This window comes from Paenibacillus ihumii (assembly GCF_001403875.1).
Taxonomy (GTDB): Bacteria; Bacillota; Bacilli; order Paenibacillales; family Paenibacillaceae; genus Fontibacillus; species Fontibacillus ihumii.
Map to the genome: position 1 here is coordinate 3,542,679 of NZ_LN884299.1, position 21,226 is coordinate 3,563,904.

The window sequence follows — 21,226 nt, forward strand, 5'->3', positions numbered from 1 at the left end:
TGTCATACAATACGGTGTAGCTACTTACACATGGCTTGTAAGAAAGGGGTATGCACATGAGCGGTGTTGAAGAAGTAAGAGGCGGCTGTGGAGGATATGGCCCTGGTCTGTGGACCAGCACGGGCGTAATTCTCGTACTCTTTATTTTGCTGGTTATTGTATGCCGTGCCTTCGTCTATTAATCCACGGATTTAGGCGCGCAACTGAAACTAAACGCCCTGCGGCTGCAGGGCGTTTAGTCATTTATAAAGCTAATTCCTCCTATTCATCCTCCTCCAGCTCGCTCCATTTCCGGTTCCAATTCGAGCGAAGAACCAGCACAAGCAGCAGGCCTGCCGCCAATCCCCCTATGCTGAAAAGCAGGGCTGATTCGGAGCCGGCTGCGGATGCTTCAAGCAGAGGCAGCCATAATATGACCGCTAGAATGAGAAGCATCCGCGTAATCAGGCGAATCACTTCCTTGATCCGTACCCCCTGCATGATGGGGTAATAGGAAGCTGCTGGTGAATCCCGATGAACATAACGCAGCGTGGAGAGCTGAGTGCCGATCATAAATAGGAAGAACACATAAACGGCAGCCCCGAGCCAAGAATCCCCGGTCCAATAAAGGACCAGCATCCCGAGCAGTCCTAAACGGGTGATGATGCCAAGCAGCTCGCTTCTTACAAAAGTCTTCGTCAACAAATAACGGTACGAGGTTCCCTGCTTCCAGGGAATCCGGTTCCCGGCCATAGAGAGCCAGCGGCGGCGAACAACCTTCTGTCCTTCGGCAGGGATCTCCACAAACCAGCCGAGGATCATCATCGTCCGGGCAGCTCCGGCCTTCTCGTTAGCAATCAGGCTGTCCCAAGGCACGGCATGCTTCATCGGAAAACGCAAAGCCAGAATATAATTCGCGCTCAACAGCAGCATAAACAGCAGGCTCTTCCACCAGTCTGGCAGCCAGATCCACGCCGCGAGCATAAGCAGAATAAAGCACCAGCGGAGCAGGCGGTAGCCGTTCCTGGCCCTGGATGTCGCGATTCTAAGCTCCTGCCACGCCCCGTAAGCGCTAAGCACCTTCAGCAGAAGCAGAACGAGAAGCATTGCCCATAAAGGAACAGTGGCCTCCCCGGTTCGGATATACATCGGCCATGCAACAATAGTAACCAGATACAGTCCCAGCAGTTTATAGATTACGCCGCTAAAGTACGCTGGGGACAGGTACTGCTTCATTTTCGACTCCTGCGGCAGCAGAAAAATAACGTCGGCCGGCTGAACATAAGTCCGAAACCCGGAATAGACCGTAAGCGGGCCCAGCAGCAGGAGCATGATCCAACGGATAGGCAAATCAGGAGGCAGAGCCTGAAGGAATGAAGTATACCATGCCGAGAAAACAATACATAGGATTAGGAGCACGACCGCGACTCCACTCTGGAATACATAAGGCAAATAAGGGATAATCTGTCCCCAGAACGATGATTTGCGCCGGCTGCGCAGCGTCCTCAGTTCCATCTTCTACTCCCCGCCCTTGACCAAGTCATAGAACATGTCCTCAAGCGCTGCCCCCGGCGTTCCCGCCTGTTCGCCAATTTCGTTCAAGGTCCCTTGGGCGATGACTCTGCCTTTGTGAAGTACGATAAATCGGTCGCAATAATTTTCGATCGTCGATAAAATATGCGAGCTGAGCAGGATCGAAGACCCGCTCTCTTTCATCTCTAGCATGAAGTCCAGCAGGGAGCGAATTCCCAGCGGATCAAGCCCCAGAAAAGGCTCATCAATAATGTAAAGCGGAGGCCGGGCGACGAAGGCGCACATAATCATGACCTTCTGCTTCATACCCTTGGACAGATGCATCGACAGGCTATCCGCCTTCTCCTCCATATGGAAGAGCTTGAGGAGCCGCTTAGAGCGCTCCTCATAATCCTTCTGCTCCACGTTATAGGCTCTGGCGGCAAATTCCAAATGCTCCCTTACGGTCAGCTCTTCGTACAACAGCGGCGACTCCGGGACAAAAGCCAGGGAGGACTGATATGCCTCCGGCTCCTCGCTCCGCGTCCTGCCCTGTATGACGACGCCGCCCCGATGGGGCGTCATCAAGCCCAGGATATGCTTCATTGTCGTGCTCTTTCCCGCTCCGTTAAGCCCGATCAAACCCACCATCTCACCGGGCTGGACCTCAAACTGGATGTCATGCAGCACAGGCCGACCGAGGCTGTAACCCCCGCTTAGTTCTTCTACCTGCAATACGGGCGTTTCATTCACAACCGTTTCCCCCCTAGTCCTCAATTCTTTACAAACATCAATTCTCGATTGCTTCTACTATCCTTTGTTCTGCTTATCCTTCAGCCACCGGGGAGCGCCTTTGTTCTTGCGGTCCTGGTTCCGGTCATTCTTTCTCCCGCCGGCTGCTTTCACACGGCCATCTCCCTTAACTGTTCCAGAACCGGAGCGCTTTGCCCCTCCAGTGGGAATGCCGGATATGTCCGCTCTTCCTTCGGCGGCTTGTCTGGCTGGCAGCCGCTTTGCTCCTTGCTTCGCTGAGCTTGGCCTTGCTGCCCCCTGTCCGGCAGAGCCCGATGCCCGGCCTGTCCCTCTGACAGCCTTGCCTGGTCCGCTTGCGGAAGCCCCCGGCTCCAACACTTGGCCGGCATACATTTCCCGGGCTGAGATAGCTATCCCCAGCTCCCGCGAAAACTTGCGGATAATGAATTCTTCTTTAGGGGAAATGATCGATATGGCCAGCCCCTTACGCCCCATCCGTCCCGTTCGGCCGACGCGGTGTACATAATGCTCGGTGTCCGGCGGAGGATCGAGATTAACGACCAGCTCGAGCTCCTCGATATCCAGCCCGCGCGCTGCGATATCGCTGGCGACCAGCACGCGGATTTTGCCTTCGCGGAAGCGGCGCAGCATGGCGGCCCTTACCGTTTTATCAGCATCTCCGTACAATGCCCCGGCGCTAAGGCCAACATAATTCATCTTTGCCTCGACCTCAGCAATATTGTCCGTATGATTGATAAATACAATCGTCCGCGCCGGGTCATAGTGACGGATGATTCTTCGCAGCATATCGATTTTATCCCGTTCCTCCGTCATAAAGTAGATATGCTCCAGGCTTTTGGCGGTGCGCTGCTCCGGCTCAATGCCGACCTCTACCGGTTCCGTCATCTCTCGTCCGGCCAAATTCCTGATTTCCTCATTGATCGTGGCCGACAGGAACATCAGCTGCCGTTCACGCAGCGTTCCCCGCAGAATATGCTCGACGTCCGCTGTTCCGCCCAGCTGGAACATTTGATCCACCTCATCGACAACAACCGTCCGCACTGTATGCAGCTTAAGCTTGCGCAAGGCCAGAATTTCCCGGATTCTCCCCGGCGTTCCAACCACAATCTGCGGATGCTGCTTCAGACGCTCCAGCTGGCGCTTCATCGACGCTCCTCCAATCAGGGCCTGAACAGAAACGCCCAGCGGCTCGCCGTATTTCTCGGCTTCACGATAGATTTGCATCGCCAGTTCTTGGGTCGGCGCTAATACAAGCCCCTGCAGCCCTTTCTCGGCAGTATCCACTTTCTGCAGCAATGGCAGAAGATAGGCCAGCGTCTTGCCCGTCCCGGTCTGCGACTGAGCGAGCACATCGCGTCCGTTCAGCGCAGCAGGAATGCTCTCCACCTGTACGGGCGAAGGCTCTGTTATTCCGTATTCAGCCAGTCTGGACAACAACGGCTCTTCAATACCTAATCCGGCAAAACTTGTCGTAATCATATATGTTCATCCTCATCGTAAAAAGTCATATCTTTCATTATATGCGATAACAGCAAATCCCACCAAATTCGCCATGTTTTTTATTTGCTTCCCGGCCCGAGGCTTCAAAAAAACCGGCTGAATCCAGCCGGCTCGCTTCTATTTCTTATTTAACAACCGATAGCTTAGCCTATCGCCAAGCCCCGGGAACAACTGATAGAGCTTGGCGCCTGCTCCGGCGATCCATGGCAGATTAACCTCTGTCCTCCCCTTCTCCACGGCCGCCACAATCGCTCGGGCTACCCTCTCCGGCTTCAGCATAAACCATTTCACGTTATTGACATAATGCCCGCTTGGGTCTGCCAAATCAAAAAACGGAGTATCGACCGGTCCCGGATTGATCGTGGATACCGTGATCCCGTATTCCCTGACTTCCTGACGGAGGGCATTGCTGAAGCCCAGCACCGCATGCTTGGTTGCCGTATAGCCCGTCCCCTTCGCCGTGCCCAGCTTGCCGGCAATAGAAGCGACGTTGACGATTCGGCCGGACCGGGCCGCCTTCATGGATGGAAGTACAGCCTTGGTGCATCTTACGACCCCCATATAATTCACGTTCATCATAGCGGAGAACTCCGCAAGCGGCGCTTCATCGCAATATGCAAATATCCCGTAGCCGGCATTGTTCACCAGGCAGTCTACCCGCCCGTACTCGGAGAATATGGTCTTGAACCCCTCCGCTACGGATTCATCGTCCCCTACGTCCATGGCCAGCAGCTTGAAGGACCCCTTAAGCCGCGCTCCGACCTCCTCCAGCTTTTCGATCGACCGCGCTGCCAGGACGACGTTCGCCCCGCGTTCCGACAGCATTTGCGCCGTTAGCGCTCCTATCCCGCTCGAGGCGCCTGTGACAATAATGACCTGATTCGTTAACGACATGATCTTTGCAATTCATCCCTTCCAACGGATTCATCCGGACAAAAATAAAGAACCAGCCCCGATTATAAACGCCATTAAGAGCTAGTTCCTTGTGCCGTAATTCTATTCTAAGAGATCATGACTTGAATATCCAGTTCGCCAATGCCATCCATCATCAGTGGGATGCATAGTGCTTTGCGAGGGAGTGTGCCGTCCATGGCCGTGTCGGTTTTGATGACCTGGGGAGGAGTAATATCTACGGCGTAGCCTTGGTTCGATAAGATCGTGCTGGCATTTCCGCTGATCATATTGCCCAGCTCCGAAATCGCGCTCTGCCCCATTTCGTCCATTTCGGTAAGAACAAATCCGCCCATCATCGCCGATACGATCCGCAGCGCCACCGTCTCCTTCAGTCCAAAGACGACCATTCCGCTGTAATGCCCCGTCATCCCGATCTGTATCCAGATATGATCATGCTTCGGAGTAATGTCTTTGATGCCAAGATTCCCGGTGGAAGGTGAAATCTGTATCACCTGTTCAATGACCGACCGCGCGGATTCCAGAAAAGGATTTATCACTTCCGCTTTCACTATTATATGCGCCCCTTTACACTTGGAAGTAATTGATTCGCTACAAAAGTCCCGTTTTCCACTTGTACAACATTATACTTTATTCCTAACGATAAGTCATTAAAAATCGAACAATGCAATTTGCTGTATTATACATTTAGCGCCCCAGACTGTCTGAAGCCCCGAGGAAATACCGCCCCGCATTGCTTTACCAAGGGCTAATCCCCTATAATTAATGAAATGAACATGTTCGCCATCGTGGCAGCAAAATAAGCTGGCAAACAGCTGCGAAAGGAGAGTTCGGATGAACATAAGCCAACTGGAAACGCTCCTTATGATTTCCAAAACCAAAAGTTTTCGAAAGGCTGGAGAGCTGCTCAACCTGACTCAGCCCGCAGTTTCCGCGCAAATCAAGAGCCTGGAGGACGAGTTCAACACAGTGCTAGTCAACCGCAATCAGCCGGTGACATTGACCGACCGCGGACAGGTATTTCTGGAGCGTGCCGAGGCTATCCTTGATATTGTCGAGGAGTTGAAGCAGAAGCTATCCGACATGGAGCATATTCCGCAAGGCCATATCGTGCTGGGTACGACCACTTCGATTGCCATACAAATTTTGCCGCGGATCCTATCCTATTTCCAAGATCAATTTCCTCTGATCAAGACGACGATTCAATCTATGCCCTCCTCGCAAATTTATCAAAACGTTGAGCAAGGACTTGTTGATATCGGCATCGGCTATCTGATCGAGAATAATCCCCAGGTTCTTGCATCTGTCCTGTATTATGATACGTTCGCGCTTGTCGTATCTCCGCTCCATCCTCTGGCCCAGGCCAAGTCGCCTTCTTTGGATTCACTGCGGGAGGTGTCGATGATTATGCTCTCTCCCGATACCGTGGGCAGGCGCTTTGCCGACGAGGTCTTCCGCAAGCATGCCATTGAGCCGGAAATTGTAGTGGAGTTGTCGAGCAGCGAGGAAGTCAAGCGAATGGTGGAAATCAACTTGGGTGCCGCGATTATTTCCAAGCAGTCCGTCATGCGGGAGCTGCGTCAGGGCACATTAAAAATCGTCCCCATTCCTGAGCTGGAAACGACTCACCCCGTAGGCGTCATCTATAAATCAAGCCGATACATTAATTCGGCCATGCAGCAATTTCTCGGCGATCTGAAAGGAATGCCGGAAACCCATTTCATCGGTTCTGAATAACCTATTCTAAATCTATCAAAGGAGTAACAGCATGAAATTCGATCTGCATACGCATCACTTCCGCTGCGGCCATGCCGACGGCACCATCCGCGATTATATCGAAGCCGGAATTAAAGAGGGACTGGCCGTCATCGGCATTAGCGACCACACTCCCTACTTCGGGAGCCCGGAGGAGCAGCCCTTTCCCCGCATTGCGATGGCCAAGCGGGAGCTAGAAAATTACGTAGAGGAAGTACTGCAGCTTAAACGAGAATATGAAGGAAAAATCGATGTCCTGCTCGGGATCGAATCGGACTTCTTCCCGGAGCATGCCGAAATTTACCGGGAGACGCTGGCCAAATACCCGTTCGATTATGTCATCGGCTCGGTCCATAGCGTCGGTAACGACAGCATTTTCAATAAAAATCGCTGGAAGAATCTCAGCGATGAGCAGCGCATCGCCGATAAAGAAGCCTATTACGCCTTGATTCAGGAATCAGCACGCAGCGGCATGTTCCAAATTTTGGGGCATATCGATGCTATGAAAGGGAATTACCCCGCATTTACGGATATTCCCGCTGCAGAAGCAATTGATAAAACGCTGAAGATCATCGCCGAAGAAGGCGTAGCCATAGAAATCAACACCTCCGGCAAGACGAAGCTTTCCGGCGGCTGGTATCCTTCCGATTCCATTCTGGAAAGAGCGCTGCATTTCGGGGTCGAAGTTACCTTCGGCTCGGACGCCCACGTGCCCTCGCGCGTAGCCGACGAATGGGAGATGGTTGCCGCCCGGCTTAAGGAAATCGGCTTCACGGAATGGGTGTATTACAAGAACAAAACCAAGCAGTCTGTACCGCTGTAATAACAGCTTAAAATTAGCAAAAAAAGAGAACCCACACGTTCGGCGCTGGGTTCTAAAGACAAATATATTCAAAAGGGGGTCATGTATTAAGTGTACCCCCTTACTGTTAGAGAACGATCACAGTAATATTTCATTTATGTAACAAACAAGGTTCTTCTACCCGCTATTCGCAATATTTCCCCGCTGGATCTCGTATAGCTTAAGCGTTCCTTCATCCCCACGCTCCCTCGAACCAGCTGCAATCACTTTGACATAGGTCATCCCGCATTTTTGAAGCACGCGCTCTGAGGCAGGATTGTCCGGTGAACAGCGCGCCTCGATCCGGTTCAGCTCCAAGGCTCCGAATCCGAAATGAATTAATGACCGTGCCGCTTCGGTAGCGTAGCCCTGACGCCAGCTTGCCGGAGACAGCAGATAGCCAAGACGGGCCTTCCCATGGAACTGATCCCAGTACTGCAGCGAGCAGACACCAATGATTCTATGGCATTGCTTCAATTCTACGGCGAAATGAAGATCACGGAGCGTCTCATAGCACTCGGTAAAATAACGGTACAATCTGGCTGGGAACAGAAGGGTCTGCGGCTCGAATGAGGTGCTGCGCCTAACCAGAGGATGGTTCATGTACTGATGCAATTCCTCGCAATCCTCCAGCGTAATCCGGCGCAATCTAAGACGCGGACTCTCCAGCACGGGAAATCTTTGGCTCATCTTCTGTTTGGCATGAACAGCCATTCCGCCTTCCCTCCTATTCCAGCTTCAATGCCCTCTTACTTGGGCTCAGGATGGTTCGCTCCCCGGCTTATCCTTGATGCAGCCTGTTGATTGATTTCTACTAAACCATTACCCGGAAAGAGGCCGATTGAAGAACACTTATCTATGATCACTTGTACGCGGCTGCATAACTCCAAAATAGTACGCAGTCACGTAACAGAAAAAGGTAATCAGGAATATCCATTTGCAAAACCCGATCGCATGCAGCAAATATTCAAAATCCATCAGGTAAATAAATGTCTCCCCAAGAATGCGAACGGGCTCCTGAAGGATATCCCAGCTATTCCAGCGGATGAACCTTCCCAGGTATACGCCGAAGCTGCTCAGCAGCAGGACGGCCAGAACGAATATCCAGCCTACAGCACTGCCCAAGTATTTGCGCACAAGGGCATGAACCGAAGCTAAGGCTGCGGTGGCGATGGCAAGACCAAGCAATGCGGCGAAGAACATCGTAAACAAATGGTCCCAGAACAGATTCTCCTCCCAGAATCTTACCCCCGCACCGGAAGCAATAGGATACCGGTTAAACGGATGCAGCATATCCGTGATCAAATAAGCGGCATTGGGATAGAAGAACAGCCATAGTAAACCTACTCCGAGAAATAGCAGGCACTTCAGCAACCTTCCCTTTAGCAGGCTGACCATGTCCAAGACGACGGCCAAGCCCAATGGAATCCATGCCAGAAATGTGTTCCACAGCATAAACAGATACGGAGGTCTCCCCCCATCCGGCAGCTGTGTATGTACGACATATCTCATGCCGATCATTGTAGCGATAAACAGAATCAGATATAATATCCACTTGCCCGGATAACCGAGCTCCCTCCAACCTTGCAATTGCGATGCCTCCTCCATTCCAGAGCTATCTTAAGCTAAGTTATGTCCTGTCAGGCTATAGACGTATTGCAAAGGCGGAAAGTTACAATTGTTGACAAACATATGTTTGGTAAAAAAAGGATTGCAGGAGATCATTTTAATTTCTTAATGTTATGTTCCTTTAAAAGATCTGTGATCTCCTGATTGATCGCCTTGATATCGGGCCCGGCGGCCGGTTCATCCCGCAGGCCATACTTCTCCTTCAGCTTCAGAATAGAGTATACCCGTTCATCCAGCATTTCTGCCGGGATTTCTCCCTTGTTCACCGCTGCTGTCAGTGCATCTATCACCGCAAGCTGCCGCTCCCGCTGATGGCCGACCATTACGATATTGCCCCCGGCCTGAATGAATTTTACCGCCGCTTCACCGATATCGTAATGCTTGACAATCGCTCCCATCGTCATATCATCGGTGATGACTACGCCCTCGAAGCCCAGCTCCCCGCGCAGCACATCGGTGATGACGGCCTTGGAGAACGATGCGGGCTGCTCGGGATCAAGCTTCGGCATCAGCAGGTGGGCGACCATCACGACGTCAGCCCCATCCTCGATTGCCCGGGCAAAGGGAATCAGCTCCAGTTGCCGCAGTCTCTCCAATTCATGCTCCACTACAGGCAGGCCGAGATGAGAGTCGACCGAAGTGTCGCCATGTCCCGGAAAATGCTTCACCACAGGGATAACCCCCTCCTGCCGGATTCCCTGAAGCATGGCAAGGCCCATTTCGCTGACGATGCCCGCTTCACTTCCGAAGGAACGGTTGCCGATGACCGGGTTGTCCGGATTGCTGTTGATGTCCAGTACTGGGGCGAAGTCCATGTTCAAGCCGAAGCCGGACAATTCCCTGCCGATTACACCTCCCAGGCCTGATGCCAGCCCGGTGCTCCCGGCATCGCCGATGACCCGCGCAGAGGGCAGCGCTTGGAACTCCTGCGGCATTCGGGTAACCCGGCCCCCCTCTTCATCCACGCTGAGCAACAGAGGCACCTGGTTGCCCTCATTCATTGCCTTCAGCTTGTTCAGGAAGCCAACGGCCTGCTTGGCATTGTCGATATTGTTCTTGTAGAAAATAAAGCCGCCGACATGATAGGACTCTATGAAACGGCGAGCCGTATCGTCCGGCTCCGTCCCTTCCACCCCGACCAGCACAAGCTGGCCGATTTTCTCGGCCGTGCTCAGCTGCTCCAGCTTGCGGCGGGCCGGATCAGCCTCCTCCTCGGAGCTGCTGCTCTTGCCGCTCCCGGCTGAATTTGATCCGCCTCCAGGCGGCCTGACATCCGTTCCGGAGTTCTCCGGCGGCCGCTCGGCGTTTGGCGCTTGCTTAGGTGCGCAAGCTCCTGTAAATGCCAATACAAATATCATCACGGCAATGAAAACGGAACGTATCCCTTGCTTCATGAACATGAGCTCTGCCTCCTGCCTATTCTTCATGTGCTATTCCCTGAATACAGCCACAGGATAAGGATAAATCCAATTTGCAGCAAGCTGAGCATGGCGAATACGATGACGATGGCGAAAAAGAGGATTTTCACAAGCCGCTTTCCAACGCTGCAGCTTTTGCGGCAAACCGCCTGCAGCAGGCTAACGCCATTCACTGTAATCGCTCCTCCATCTCAGCTATATGGTGCCGGTCATGCGGAATGAAATCCTTCAAATATTGTGCTACGAAGAACGGCTGTCCATCCGCATCAACATATTCTTTATCGTACAGGTCGTCCGGCAGCGCCCGAATCACGGCTATAATCTTCTCCCGATAGTAAACCGCCTGCTCCATCAGTCTCGAAATACGGGTCTGCTCGCTGAACAGCTGCGCAGCCCTGTTGAATTCGTCATAATCGGTATGCCGCAGTGTTAGCGGCTCCCGGGTATGTATCTTGCCTATAGCATGCTCATAGAAATATTTATCCCACAGCATCATATGGCTGACGACGGCTCGAAGCGGCCATTTTCCCGGGGCAACCGGCTGGTTCCAGAGCTGTTCGTCGCGGTCTCGATGCTTGCTTAAGAAGGCAATCCACTCCTGAAACGAGGCCAGCAGCACATTCTTCTCATCCTGCGGTATCCGTTTTTCCAGGTAAACGAGATTTAACCGCTCATGGATCGGCTCTGTGCGGAAAATGTTGTATCCGAGCTTTTGATACAGGTACAGGTTTCTTTCGCTTAGATGCCCCGTAAACAATTCTATTCTTGCACAGTGCGCAAACACCCTCTCAAGCTCCCGGATCAGGGCTGTGCCGATTCCTCGATTCTGATAATCGGGATGTACGATGATTTTGCCAATGTAACATGTTCCATTACCCTCCCGGGCTCTTGCTGAACCTATAATCTGACCATCGCCAAGCACAGCTTTAAGAATAGTGTGGGAGGACGATTCTTCCACTAAATCCTCCAGGGTTTGCGTTAGCGGAGGAATCCGGTCATCATCGTAAATTTGAGCCTCACTCTTATACGCCTCATATTGAAGCAGCAGAATGGGTTGAAGATCAGCCTTTTCAGCTATGGTTATCCTCATGGGCCATCGCCCTCCCTTTTCATTTTTTATAGGAATAGCCTTATTCTAACATAGGATGAATGCATCATTGCACGAAACTTCCCGTTTCCTCCCATTTGTGGAGAGACAAGAAATTGCGGTATATTGGCTTCAGCCGGATTGTAATACACAGCGCTATTTTTTATAGCTTAGATAAGGAGATGCATAGTACGTGATCCATATTCTTATTGCCGAAGATGATCCGCATATTCGCGAGCTCGTACGTTACTATCTTGAATCCGAAGGCTACTCGGTCACCGAAGCAGCTGACGGCAAAGAGGCCTCCGAGCGTCTTGCCGCCCAACAGATCAACCTGGCCATCGTTGACGTGATGATGCCCAACAAGGATGGCTATCAGCTGTGCGAGGAGATCCGGAAATTTTACGATTTCCCTGTAATCCTGCTTACCGCCAAGGATCAGCTAATAGACAAGGAGAGAGGCTTCGCGGTCGGTACAGATGATTACCTGACGAAGCCCTTCGAACCGAGGGAGCTTCTATTCCGCATCAAGGCCCTGCTGCGCCGTTACCAAATGGTGAACGCCGAGACGATCCGGCTGAACGAAACCATCATTGACCGGAGAAGCTATGGGGTTCACAGCAATGGCAAGCTGTTTATGCTGCCCATGAAGGAGTTCGATTTACTGTCCCAGCTTGCCAGTTATCCCAACCGGATATTTACGCGGGAGGAGCTGATCCAGCTCGTATGGGGGCCGGATTTTGACGGGGATGACCGGACGGTGGACGTGCATATCAAGCGCCTTCGCGACCGGTTCGGGGACTGCCCTCAGGATTTCAGCATCACCACGGTGCGCGGCGTCGGCTACAAGCTGGAGGTCGCATCCCGATGAAGTCGCTATATTTACGTATCGTCATTACGACGATCTTCGTCATGATCCTCAGCTTTATCATTTCCTTCGTTGGCTCTAACCTGTATTACCAGCATCTTCTGAAGCCTTATAATGATCAGAAAATTACGGCGATGGCTAAAAGCATCAGCACCTTCTACGGGCAGAATCCTGAGCTTGATCCGGAGAGCTATTTCAGTCATGTTGGCGAGTTGGGCTACCAAATGTATCTGGTACAGGCCCCAGAGCAAGGGAGCTTCTACGGCGCTCCGTTCCGGGAGACAGAGCTAAGTGATGAGGTCGTGCAAAGCGTCATCCGGGGAGAGGAATATCACGGGGTCTCCAAATTTACGACGGGACCATTCGTAACCGGCTTCTTCGACAATGCGCTGATCAATACGGTTGGCGTTCCCCTGCAAGCAGCAGGGCAGGATTACGCCTTGTTCGTCAGGCCCAACGTGGGCGTGCTGTTCGGGGAGCTGCGGATTTTCTTCGCAGTGCTTGTCGTTCTCTCAGTGCTGTTAAGCATTCTGTTCGTCGTCATCAGCACCCGCTATATTGTGGATCCGATCGTGAAGCTGACGGAGGCCACCAAAATGCTCGCCCAAGGCAAATACGGCATCCGGCTTGAGGTCAAGCGGCGGGATGAGATCGGCAAGCTGGCGGGAACCTTCATGCAGATGGCCAAGAGCCTGCAGCAGCTCGACCAAATGCGCCAGGAATTTGTATCCAATGTATCGCATGAAATCCAATCCCCGCTGGCCTCGATCCAAGGCTTCTCGCACACACTGCAATCTGCGAACCTGACAGAAGAGCAGAAGAAACGCTATTTGGCGATAATCGAAAGCGAGAGCCGCCGCATGTCCCAACTTGGCAAGCAACTGCTGATGCTCGCCTCGCTCGATAAGGAAGAGTCAATTCTGGACAAGCGGATGTTCGATGTGTCTGACCAGATCAGGCAGGTAATGTTCATGCTGGAATGGAGCTGGCGCGAGAAGGAGCTGGCGGTAGAGCTGGATCTTCCTCCAGCATGTATCGCCGGAGACGATAAACTGCTGCAGCAGGTGTGGATCAACCTAGCCACGAACAGCATCAAATACACGGAGCCCGGCGGCACCATCTCCATCCGCCTGCGCCAGACTGAAGCTGAATGCCGTGTGGACATCGAAGATACCGGCATCGGGATAGCGGAGTCGGACCTTCCCTACATATTCAACCGCTTCTACCGGGCAGACCGGGCCAGGGACCGCAAGGAAGGAAGCAGCGGACTGGGTCTGGCGATTACGCATAAAATTGTCGATCTTCACCACGGACGCATTGAGGCGGTAAGCGAGCTTGGCAAGGGTACGACGTTCCGGATTACCCTGCCAAGTCCATTAACCAAACATTGAGGACGGAAAATACCCGAGTAAACGACGTATATTCTGATAAGCCAGACCGATCACAAGCATGAAATCGGCCTGGCTTATTGTTCTTCTATGATGGAATGGCCTCTGGAGAAATCGCGGCAGGTCCACTGCCATTCCTCATGCAGCTGAAGCTTGCCGGAAGGCAGAATGACTGGGCGGGAATAACATTGCCCTGTCATGATTTCCCCCTTGTCATTTACATGATGATATCTCATATCCAGTTCTCCCTGCTGGTTAACGGCAGCAATCAGATGCCCCCTTGCAATTCCTCCTCCCGCATAATCGGCCCAGACGACGCTTCCTTCCTGATAATACCGGAATATCGTATTGCTGTTAACTTCTCCGTTCTCCGTCGTCTGCACGGAGGCAAATGTTCTCCCGTTGTAATTGATCACAGGCTTCGCCTCGATTCCATTGTTAATTTTACGCCCCTCCGGCCTTAATCCGCAGACTCCTTCAGCTTCTTCACCCCTATAGGCCTCATTGTGAGAGGAGTGTATTGAATGATGTACTCATCACCGGTGCTGAGGTTATGGGGAAGAATATAATGAACTGTAACTGTGCCAATCAGACCACCTCACTTTAAGCCGATTGAACAGTGAATTTAAAACCTCCAGAACTTTTTTTTACAGACATTTTTGCGGGTCGGATTCAATATTTCATTGATACCCGCCTTCTCCAATTTAGGATACAACGCCTCGGCCCCCTGGCTAACCTTTAGCTCCATCTCTTCTTTGTAAAGCGGCAGAAGGCTGAAGAAATGCACCGACTTGTCTTCGGAGAAAGTCAATGTGAAGAAGGATTCCGGATCCTCGACGGTCATTGGTACCGTAAGCATGATTCCCGACAGCTCCGTATTGCTCGCATACGGCTCGGCCGGATCGCCGTTTGGGATCGAATGCTCGGCAAACAGCCAGGTATCATATTCATGCGGAAATCTAGCCAGCTGCTTCAAGCAGCGTATAGGCCAGTAGTGATTCTCGTCCTTGAATGCTTCCTCGGACAATGGCCAGGCCGGCGGCAAACAAATCATCAACTCGGCGTATTTAAAGCTTTCGGCGCCTTCTGGAACGGTCATAGGCAGGTTACTCATTCCGCAGGTAACAAGCGTATAATAATTCCGCTCTGAAGTAGGCGCGACGACAAAAATATCAATATGAACCAAATCCGAAATGAGTTCATGGTAGACAAATTCTACCTTACCGATATGCGCTTCAATATGCTGCTCGATTCTAGCGATCGCTTCGTCATCCCCGGCGGCCAGCTCGAAATCTTTAGTACGCGGGCCATGCCGATAAATAGGATAACCGGAAGAAGATTGTTCGTGTTTACTCATGCCTGCCTCCATCTAAGACTTATGTATTTGGTGTATAAGATGCTTCTTTTAATTTCTAAAAGTATTCCGCACGCGTTCAGATTTCAGAAAATAAGGAATCCAGATCGCGCATCCCGCAAGACCGCCAATGATCGTGGATATTCCGCTTACGCCTTCTACCTCTTTAGCTAATGGTATTTGATTTACCAATAGAACGATCGTCACTAGCAGTAAAAAATTTAGGATATAGAACATAATCATCATACGGGGCAAAATCCTTTTTTTCTGATAAAAACTAACCAGGATAAAAATAGTGAAGATGAGCATACCAGCTGAGGTTATGCCTTCTATCATAAAAGATGTCTTCCATAAAGGATGGTATAACGGCGAGCCTGGCGAAGTCAGAGGATGACCGGTATCAGGCCCTGCTATGAGCGGCAACGACTGCAGTAAGGTGCCAACTCGGGTAATGATAGATAGATATAGACTAATCTGAACGAGTACCAGCCAGCCTCCCAAGCCAGCTACCCCTAGAGGGGGTTCTTCCGTTTGCTTCTGCCTTTCATATGTTTCCATAACGATACAACCTTTCATTCAAAAAATTATTGCGGTGAGCTATAACTGAATCCCTATCCTCTTATAGTTAAAACCTCCCATTCTCATTGTCATTCCATTATATCTGATAATGTGACAAATATATACAAAATACGGCCTTAAAACCTACTAAAGAGAGATGGCAATTCACTATTACTAATGGTAAAATCTTCTTTAGTATTTTTTCCCTATTACTCTAGCTAATATCAATTCTATTTATCGGTCGCCGAGAGATTTAGCATCCTGCTGTACTAGCTGAACGACTGGCAGCAGAGTGAACCTGGGATTCAATCAAATCTATTGACCAAGTGGAGGGAGTTCATTGAAGAAAGGATTGTGGCTTCGTAAATGGTTTGTTGTAATTATGGCTTCTGCACTGCTAATCGGAGTTTTTCCTGGCGGAGGCCATGCTACGGCTTCGAGTCTGGTGCCCCTGCAGGTGATCGAGAATTCATTAAGTCCAGCCGACTCCACAGAGACGTTCATTTCGCCGGAAATCGATACCAGCTCCAGCAGCAAGGTTCGCGTCATTGTACAGCTTGAGGGCCAGCCGGCCGCGGTAGGCAAATATGCTGACCGGATCGGCATACGTTCCCTGGCTGCAGCATCGACAGAATCAGCAGTTCGCAGCGAGCAGCAGGATTTTCTTGACGAAGTACAGGATATAGGGATTAATCTGGAAGTGAATTATCAATACAACACGGTATTAAACGGCTTCGAGGTAACGATACCTGCCCATGAAATTCCTGCTCTCGCCCAAATTCCGGGAGTCAAATCGATTCAGAAGAACAGTACCTGGTATGCTGCTCCTATCGCGCCCAGCGCCGCAAACGATATGATCAATTATGACGACATTCCGCTGAAGCAAATCGGAGCCGAAGCCGCTTGGGCCAAGGGATTAACTGGCAAGGGCCTCAAGGTAGGCGTCGTGGATACAGGGGTAGATTATACTCATCCCGATTTGAAGGATGCCTATAAAGGCGGCTACGACTCCTTCTACAACGATGACGACCCTTATGAGGAAATCCCGCTTACTCCAGACCAAGATCCTTATAATCAAGGGTACGTAGGTACATCACACGGCACCTTCGTCGCGGGAATTCTCGTAGGAAGAGGGGCTAATTCGACCGGCAGCATCGCCCAGAAAGGCGTAGCCTATGAGGCCGATCTCTATGCCTACAAGGTGCTGGGGCGCGACTTGGATAATCCCATGACGGCAACAGGCACCTCCGCACAGGTCATTGACGGTATTGAACGGGCCGTCAAGGACGGAATGGATGTCATCAACCTGTCGCTAGGCTCGGACAATGAGAAGAATGTCAACTCCCCGGATGCCATTGCGATCAATAATGCCATCTTGTCCGGCGTAATCGTCGTCTCGGCAAACGGAAACGCTGGACCGGGGTACTATACTATGGGATCACCGGCAACCTCTCAGCTCGGGATTTCCGTTGGCGCGGTTACGAGCGAAAGCAGGCTGTATCAGGGGAAGCTGCATCCGGCCTTAGTAGATCATCATGCTACTGACGATAGCGGGAACCCTATCTCAGTGACCGCCAGTACCTATGCTCCTGCCGACATTCGTGTCATCGCCTGGGAGAGCGGCAGGGATGACTTTGCCAGCATTATCGGCAACACGCCCCATGACATTGTTTATGTCGGACTTGGCGATATCCCGGATTATGCCAATACCGATGTTTCCGGCAAAATCGTATTGGCTTCTCGGGGCAAGCTGAGCTTTACGGAGAAAGTCGCTTATGCCGGCCTGCACGGTGCTAAAGCGATCGTTATCTTCAATGGAATTAACGATGGGAATAATGCAGACTTAAGCCCGTCGATTCCAGACAAAGACGGACACATCGATACACTGCTTGGCGACAACCCTTTATTTATTCCTACTTTTGACATGAAAGGTACGGAAGGACGGGCATTGGCCAGAGCTATTTTGGAGAACCCGGATTTATCACTCCAATTTACTTTCGGTACGAATTATCATGCTCAAATTACTAAAGGCGACACTTTAGCCAGCTTTTCCTCCTGGGGACCAAACGCAGATGCCAATTTAAGCATCAAGCCGGATGTCATGGCTCCGGGTGTAAATATTTTGTCCACCTACCCCGCATATGGCAAAAGCAATCCAAGCGCATCCTATGATAAAACATACCTGCGCACGAATGGCACGAGTATATCTGCTCCGTATGTATCAGGCCTAGCCCTCCTGCTCAAGCAACAGCATCCGGATTGGACACCGTTCGACATCAGAGCTGCCCTGGCCAATACGGCTGATGTGCTAAGGGATGAAAATAGCAATTTATATGATGTGTACCAGCAGGGAGCTGGGCGGGTCAGTGCAGACAAAGCGACGAGCACGCCTGCTTTACTGCAAGCCCTAGAGCCGATTACGATTCTCGACACCAATTTTGCGCCGAAAAATGTCATTAACTATAATTCCTCGGCAAGCTTCGGCAGGGTCGCTCCAGGCAGCGTATCCGCCAAAAATCTGCAGCTAAAAAACACAGCCGATTATGATGTAACCTATGAAGCTTCCGTAGAGTGGCATCGTGCTGATCCAGGAGTTAAAATTACGCTCGATAAGCAGACTGTCACGGCTGCTGCCAAGTCGGCCTCCGTAATACGGCTAGACTTGAATGTTGATAGTGGCGTGGCTGAAGGCTTTTACCAGGGACAAGTCAATCTGACCAGCATTGGAAAGCCTGCGCTTCATTTGCCCTTCACCTTATATGTAGGAAGCAAGCTGCCTGATAATGGATTTGGAATCCAGGAAGTGAAGCTTACGAATTCGGTTATATATCCTAGAAGAAGCAGCCAGCAGACGACAGACCTTTCCTTCCGGCTAACAGCTCCAGATGTAAACTATTATGTCATTGATATCGCAAACTTGGAGGACGAGCTCCTCGGTTATTTCGGAGGCTATGCGCTTGATGATTTGAGTCAGCGCTTAGAACCCGGCGTGTATACCATTCCAGACATCGGCAGCAAGTATTACCTTTATGATGCCCAAGGTGCAGGAACGACAGCCTCTGCCCAGCTTGCCGCAGGAACTTACAAAATATTCGTTAAAGCTGCTCAACTCACGCCAACCGGCGAGTTTGCTTATAACGGCAATAAGCGGATTTCATATGATGCCATTACTTCCTTCCGTGTAGATCTTAGCGCGGACAACCAAGGCGGAAGCTCTGGCGGTGACGGTGGTGCTGGTAGCGGTAGTGGCGGTAGTAGTGGCGGCGCTATCGGAGGTGGCAGCGGTGGCAGTGCACCGGGAGCCGCTCCTGGCGCTGATTCTGCCCCGGCTCCCGGCACTTCTGGCACTCCTGCATCCGATCAAGCTGCCGATATTAGCCCGGCTGCCAGAGCGGTAATCGAACAGGGGCAGAAGCATACGGTAATTACGCCTATCCTCAGCGATACGAAGGACTCGGCGGCGTTTGTTGTACGTGATGAGGCTTTAAAAGCCGCGTTTGAAACGATCGGCAGCGAAGCGGCGGCGATCATCATTCCTGTTCCCGATCATGATGAACATCGAGGTGAAGCAAGGCTTAGCTCCGATCAACTCAAGCAATTGTCACAAAAGCTGAGTGCAAAGAGTACGATAATCTTTAGCTTTGAAGGCTCCGCCGCTGCAGTGCCAGTTGCCTTGTTCAAAGAGGCCCCTGCGGATGCCGGTTTTGAAATCATCATTTCGCAGGCTGAATCGAGCAAAGCTAAATTCGCTGCCAAGGCTGGAGCAGCGGTCATCGGTTCACCGGTCTCTTATGAGGCAAACTGGATTTCGGGAACGTCTAAGCAATCTGTCAGCGTTCCCAGCAGCATTTTCATCAAGCATTCCCTCACGGTTCCCGGCAAAATCGGTGCGAACCAAGCAGGTGTGCTCTATGAGTCCAATGGGAAAATCGGTCCCGTTGCTTCCGTGGTAAAGGAGCAGGCCGACGGATCAACTATCGTTACAGTCAGCCGTCCGGGGTTCTCCGTGTACGCTGCCGTCGGACGTTCCGTACAGTTCAAGGACATCTCCAGTTCATGGGCAGCATCCGACATTACAGCTCTGGCGAACAAATTCATCATTGAGGGCACCTCGGCAGAGACGTTCTCGCCAAATAGCAATTTGACGCGAGCCGAGTTCACTTCCCTGCTCGTCCGGTCTCTGGGCCTGAAAGCAAGCGGCTCCGTTGCGTTCTCGGACGTTCCATCTGCGGCCTGGTATGCGAACGATGTTGCAGCTGCATTTGAAGCAGGGCTGGTCCGAGGCACGGGCGGCGATAAATTTTCGCCGAATGCCCATGTAACCCGCCAGGAGCTGAGCGCCATTTTGGCCCGTGCCCTTCAGCTTACAGGCACCGAGTTAAAAGCAAGCAGCCCTTCCCTAAAAGCATACAAAGATGAGGCCAGCATAGCTGGTTATGCTTTGGATAGCGTTAAGGCGCTTTCTGCGGCAGGCATTATCAGCGGCGACCTTGACGATAATGGCCAGAGCTTCCGGCCTGCTGCACCGACATCGCGGGAGACGGCCGCCGCTGCGCTTCGCCAATTCCTGCGGTATGCCGGACTGGTTGAATAAGCAAAATTATTAAAGGAGAGCTTTCGCTCTCCTTTTTTTGTATTTTTCAAGCAGTATGAAAGTCTGTATTTAGCACAAACTACATAAAAAATAAAATCCACGGTGACGTCATGACTCTAACCAATTTAACTGCAATTCTCAAGCTGCTTAGACCGCTATTCCTTATTTGTGTTCTGACAACAGTGGGGATAGCCTTCTGCAGCCGCACCTCTTTCTCCTTCGCAGCTGCTCTAGAAGACCCTTCACTCCCGATCGTAGCGGATGAAGGATTATATACGATTGAGATCTATCCGCAGTATCATCAACTGATCATACGGGCTCAGGGCCAGAAATTCAAAACCTATCCCATCGCGGTAGGTAACCCGGCCACACCAACACCCGTCGGGGAATATAAAATCATTTATAAAGGGACCGATTGGGGACCTTCCTTTGGCCCTCGTTGGCTGGGGTTGAACGTACCTTGGGGAACCTACGGCATTCATGGCACGAATAAGCCTTATTCCATAGGACAGCATTTAAGCCATGGCTGCATACGGATGCGGAATAGAGACGTACTTGAGCTCTACGACATGATCCCCGTTGGTACCAAAGTTACTATATATGGCCATGTTCTGGGCCATATTAAGCATGACCCGAGGGCATTAGCCGAGGGAGATGTCGGGGGAGAGGTTCAACTGATTCAATCCCGGCTAAAAAGCGCGGGGTACTTCAACGGAGTTTGCAACGGCAAATTCCGTGCCGATACAACCGCTGCATTAAAAAAATATCAGCGCGACCATGGCCTCATGCCCAACGGGGTTGTCTCGCTCAAGGTTTATGAATCCCTCGGACTGCTAGAATAATGTATATTGCAATAACGTAACGCTTGCTGTGCCCGCCCTGTGCACTCAGGATACGTGCCGCTGTTGGCGCCGTTCCGCCTATTGAACTCTAACGGACCCAGAAGCCGCTATTCTCCCGGAAAACACTTGAATTGATCCCCTAACGGACCGTAGATCACTTATTTAGTGAAAATCACCAAAAATTCAAGGTGTTTTCTCTAAATAGATGATCGTAT

The 21,226-nt window shown here is 51.4% G+C and carries 20 protein-coding genes; 7 read left to right on the forward strand and 13 right to left on the reverse strand.

Going from position 1 to position 21,226, the window contains the following annotated elements; genetic code table 11:
• Window positions 1-56 precede the first annotated feature (56 nt).
• The gene (locus tag BN2762_RS28105; protein WP_262362838.1) at window positions 57-182 is read left to right on the forward strand and encodes a hypothetical protein; all 126 of its coding nucleotides are present in this window, start codon (window positions 57-59) and stop codon (window positions 180-182) included.
• A gap of 79 nt (window positions 183-261) precedes the next feature.
• Here BN2762_RS28105 and BN2762_RS23195 read toward each other — a convergent pair whose 3' ends face one another.
• The 5 genes from BN2762_RS23195 to BN2762_RS23215 form a co-directional block, all read right to left on the reverse strand.
• Window positions 262-1,494, reverse strand: a complete 1,233-nt coding sequence (locus tag BN2762_RS23195; protein ID WP_055109190.1) for an ABC transporter permease — start codon at window positions 1,492-1,494, stop codon at window positions 262-264.
• A 3-nt stretch (window positions 1,495-1,497) separates the two neighbouring features.
• On the reverse strand, window positions 1,498-2,244 hold the full coding sequence (locus BN2762_RS23200) for an ABC transporter ATP-binding protein (protein ID WP_055109191.1): 747 nt from the start codon (window positions 2,242-2,244) through the stop codon (window positions 1,498-1,500).
• A 57-nt stretch (window positions 2,245-2,301) separates the two neighbouring features.
• Complete coding sequence (locus BN2762_RS23205) at window positions 2,302-3,744, reverse strand: DEAD/DEAH box helicase (RefSeq protein ID WP_055109192.1); 1,443 nt, start codon at window positions 3,742-3,744, stop codon at window positions 2,302-2,304.
• 138 nt (window positions 3,745-3,882) lie between these two features.
• Window positions 3,883-4,659 carry an SDR family NAD(P)-dependent oxidoreductase gene (locus BN2762_RS23210; RefSeq protein WP_055109193.1) on the reverse strand — a complete coding sequence of 259 codons (777 nt, stop codon included), beginning with the start codon at window positions 4,657-4,659 and terminating at the stop codon, window positions 3,883-3,885.
• A gap of 107 nt (window positions 4,660-4,766) precedes the next feature.
• Window positions 4,767-5,228, reverse strand: a complete 462-nt coding sequence (locus BN2762_RS23215) for a chemotaxis protein CheX (RefSeq protein ID WP_055109194.1) — start codon at window positions 5,226-5,228, stop codon at window positions 4,767-4,769.
• Window positions 5,229-5,511: 283 nt separating this feature from the next.
• Between BN2762_RS23215 and BN2762_RS23225 the strand changes: the two genes are divergently transcribed.
• Window positions 5,512-6,414, forward strand: coding sequence for a LysR family transcriptional regulator (locus tag BN2762_RS23225; RefSeq protein WP_055109196.1), 903 nt, complete (start codon window positions 5,512-5,514; stop codon window positions 6,412-6,414).
• Window positions 6,415-6,445: 31 nt separating this feature from the next.
• Window positions 6,446-7,255 carry a histidinol-phosphatase gene (locus BN2762_RS23230; RefSeq protein WP_055109197.1) on the forward strand — a complete coding sequence of 270 codons (810 nt, stop codon included), beginning with the start codon at window positions 6,446-6,448 and terminating at the stop codon, window positions 7,253-7,255.
• 156 nt (window positions 7,256-7,411) lie between these two features.
• Here the strand turns inward: BN2762_RS23230 and BN2762_RS23235 are convergent, their stop codons facing one another.
• The 5 genes from BN2762_RS23235 to BN2762_RS26585 form a co-directional block, all read right to left on the reverse strand.
• Window positions 7,412-7,987: a GNAT family N-acetyltransferase gene (locus BN2762_RS23235; protein ID WP_055109198.1), complete on the reverse strand. Its 576-nt coding sequence runs from the start codon at window positions 7,985-7,987 to the stop codon at window positions 7,412-7,414.
• A 138-nt stretch (window positions 7,988-8,125) separates the two neighbouring features.
• Window positions 8,126-8,863, reverse strand: a complete 738-nt coding sequence (locus BN2762_RS23240; protein ID WP_055109199.1) for a DUF1361 domain-containing protein — start codon at window positions 8,861-8,863, stop codon at window positions 8,126-8,128.
• A gap of 131 nt (window positions 8,864-8,994) precedes the next feature.
• Window positions 8,995-10,302, reverse strand: a complete 1,308-nt coding sequence (nagZ, locus tag BN2762_RS23245) for a beta-N-acetylhexosaminidase (protein WP_230202577.1) — start codon at window positions 10,300-10,302, stop codon at window positions 8,995-8,997.
• Window positions 10,303-10,325: 23 nt separating this feature from the next.
• A complete protein-coding gene (locus BN2762_RS27080; RefSeq protein ID WP_154674787.1) occupies window positions 10,326-10,493 on the reverse strand; it encodes a hypothetical protein in 168 nt (55 codons plus the stop codon).
• Entirely contained in the window at window positions 10,490-11,410 is a 921-nt protein-coding gene (locus BN2762_RS26585; RefSeq protein ID WP_083485102.1) for a GNAT family N-acetyltransferase, read from the reverse strand. Before BN2762_RS26585 ends, BN2762_RS27080 begins: the two co-directional genes overlap by 4 nt.
• Window positions 11,411-11,600: 190 nt before the next feature.
• Between BN2762_RS26585 and BN2762_RS23255 the strand changes: the two genes are divergently transcribed.
• Together BN2762_RS23255 and BN2762_RS23260 are read left to right on the forward strand one after the other, a co-directional pair.
• Entirely contained in the window at window positions 11,601-12,278 is a 678-nt protein-coding gene (locus BN2762_RS23255; RefSeq protein WP_055109200.1) for a response regulator transcription factor, read from the forward strand.
• Complete coding sequence (locus BN2762_RS23260) at window positions 12,275-13,666, forward strand: sensor histidine kinase (RefSeq protein WP_055109201.1); 1,392 nt, start codon at window positions 12,275-12,277, stop codon at window positions 13,664-13,666. Before BN2762_RS23255 ends, BN2762_RS23260 begins: the two co-directional genes overlap by 4 nt.
• A 74-nt stretch (window positions 13,667-13,740) precedes the next feature.
• On the opposite strand, the gene BN2762_RS23265 is transcribed toward BN2762_RS23260, so the two are convergent.
• The 3 genes from BN2762_RS23265 to BN2762_RS23275 form a co-directional block, all read right to left on the reverse strand.
• Window positions 13,741-14,079: an avidin-fold protein gene (locus BN2762_RS23265; protein WP_230202578.1), complete on the reverse strand. Its 339-nt coding sequence runs from the start codon at window positions 14,077-14,079 to the stop codon at window positions 13,741-13,743.
• A gap of 209 nt (window positions 14,080-14,288) precedes the next feature.
• On the reverse strand, window positions 14,289-15,020 hold the full coding sequence (locus BN2762_RS23270; protein WP_055109202.1) for a suppressor of fused domain protein: 732 nt from the start codon (window positions 15,018-15,020) through the stop codon (window positions 14,289-14,291).
• A gap of 48 nt (window positions 15,021-15,068) precedes the next feature.
• A complete protein-coding gene (locus tag BN2762_RS23275; RefSeq protein ID WP_055109203.1) occupies window positions 15,069-15,575 on the reverse strand; it encodes a DUF2569 domain-containing protein in 507 nt (168 codons plus the stop codon).
• Window positions 15,576-15,915: 340 nt separating this feature from the next.
• Here BN2762_RS23275 and BN2762_RS23280 point away from each other — a divergent pair, with 340 nt between their 5' ends.
• Together BN2762_RS23280 and BN2762_RS23285 are read left to right on the forward strand one after the other, a co-directional pair.
• The gene (locus BN2762_RS23280) at window positions 15,916-20,169 is read left to right on the forward strand and encodes a S8 family serine peptidase (protein ID WP_055109204.1); all 4,254 of its coding nucleotides are present in this window, start codon (window positions 15,916-15,918) and stop codon (window positions 20,167-20,169) included.
• A gap of 110 nt (window positions 20,170-20,279) precedes the next feature.
• Entirely contained in the window at window positions 20,280-21,011 is a 732-nt protein-coding gene (locus BN2762_RS23285; RefSeq protein WP_074048679.1) for a L,D-transpeptidase family protein, read from the forward strand.
• Window positions 21,012-21,226 lie beyond the last annotated feature (215 nt).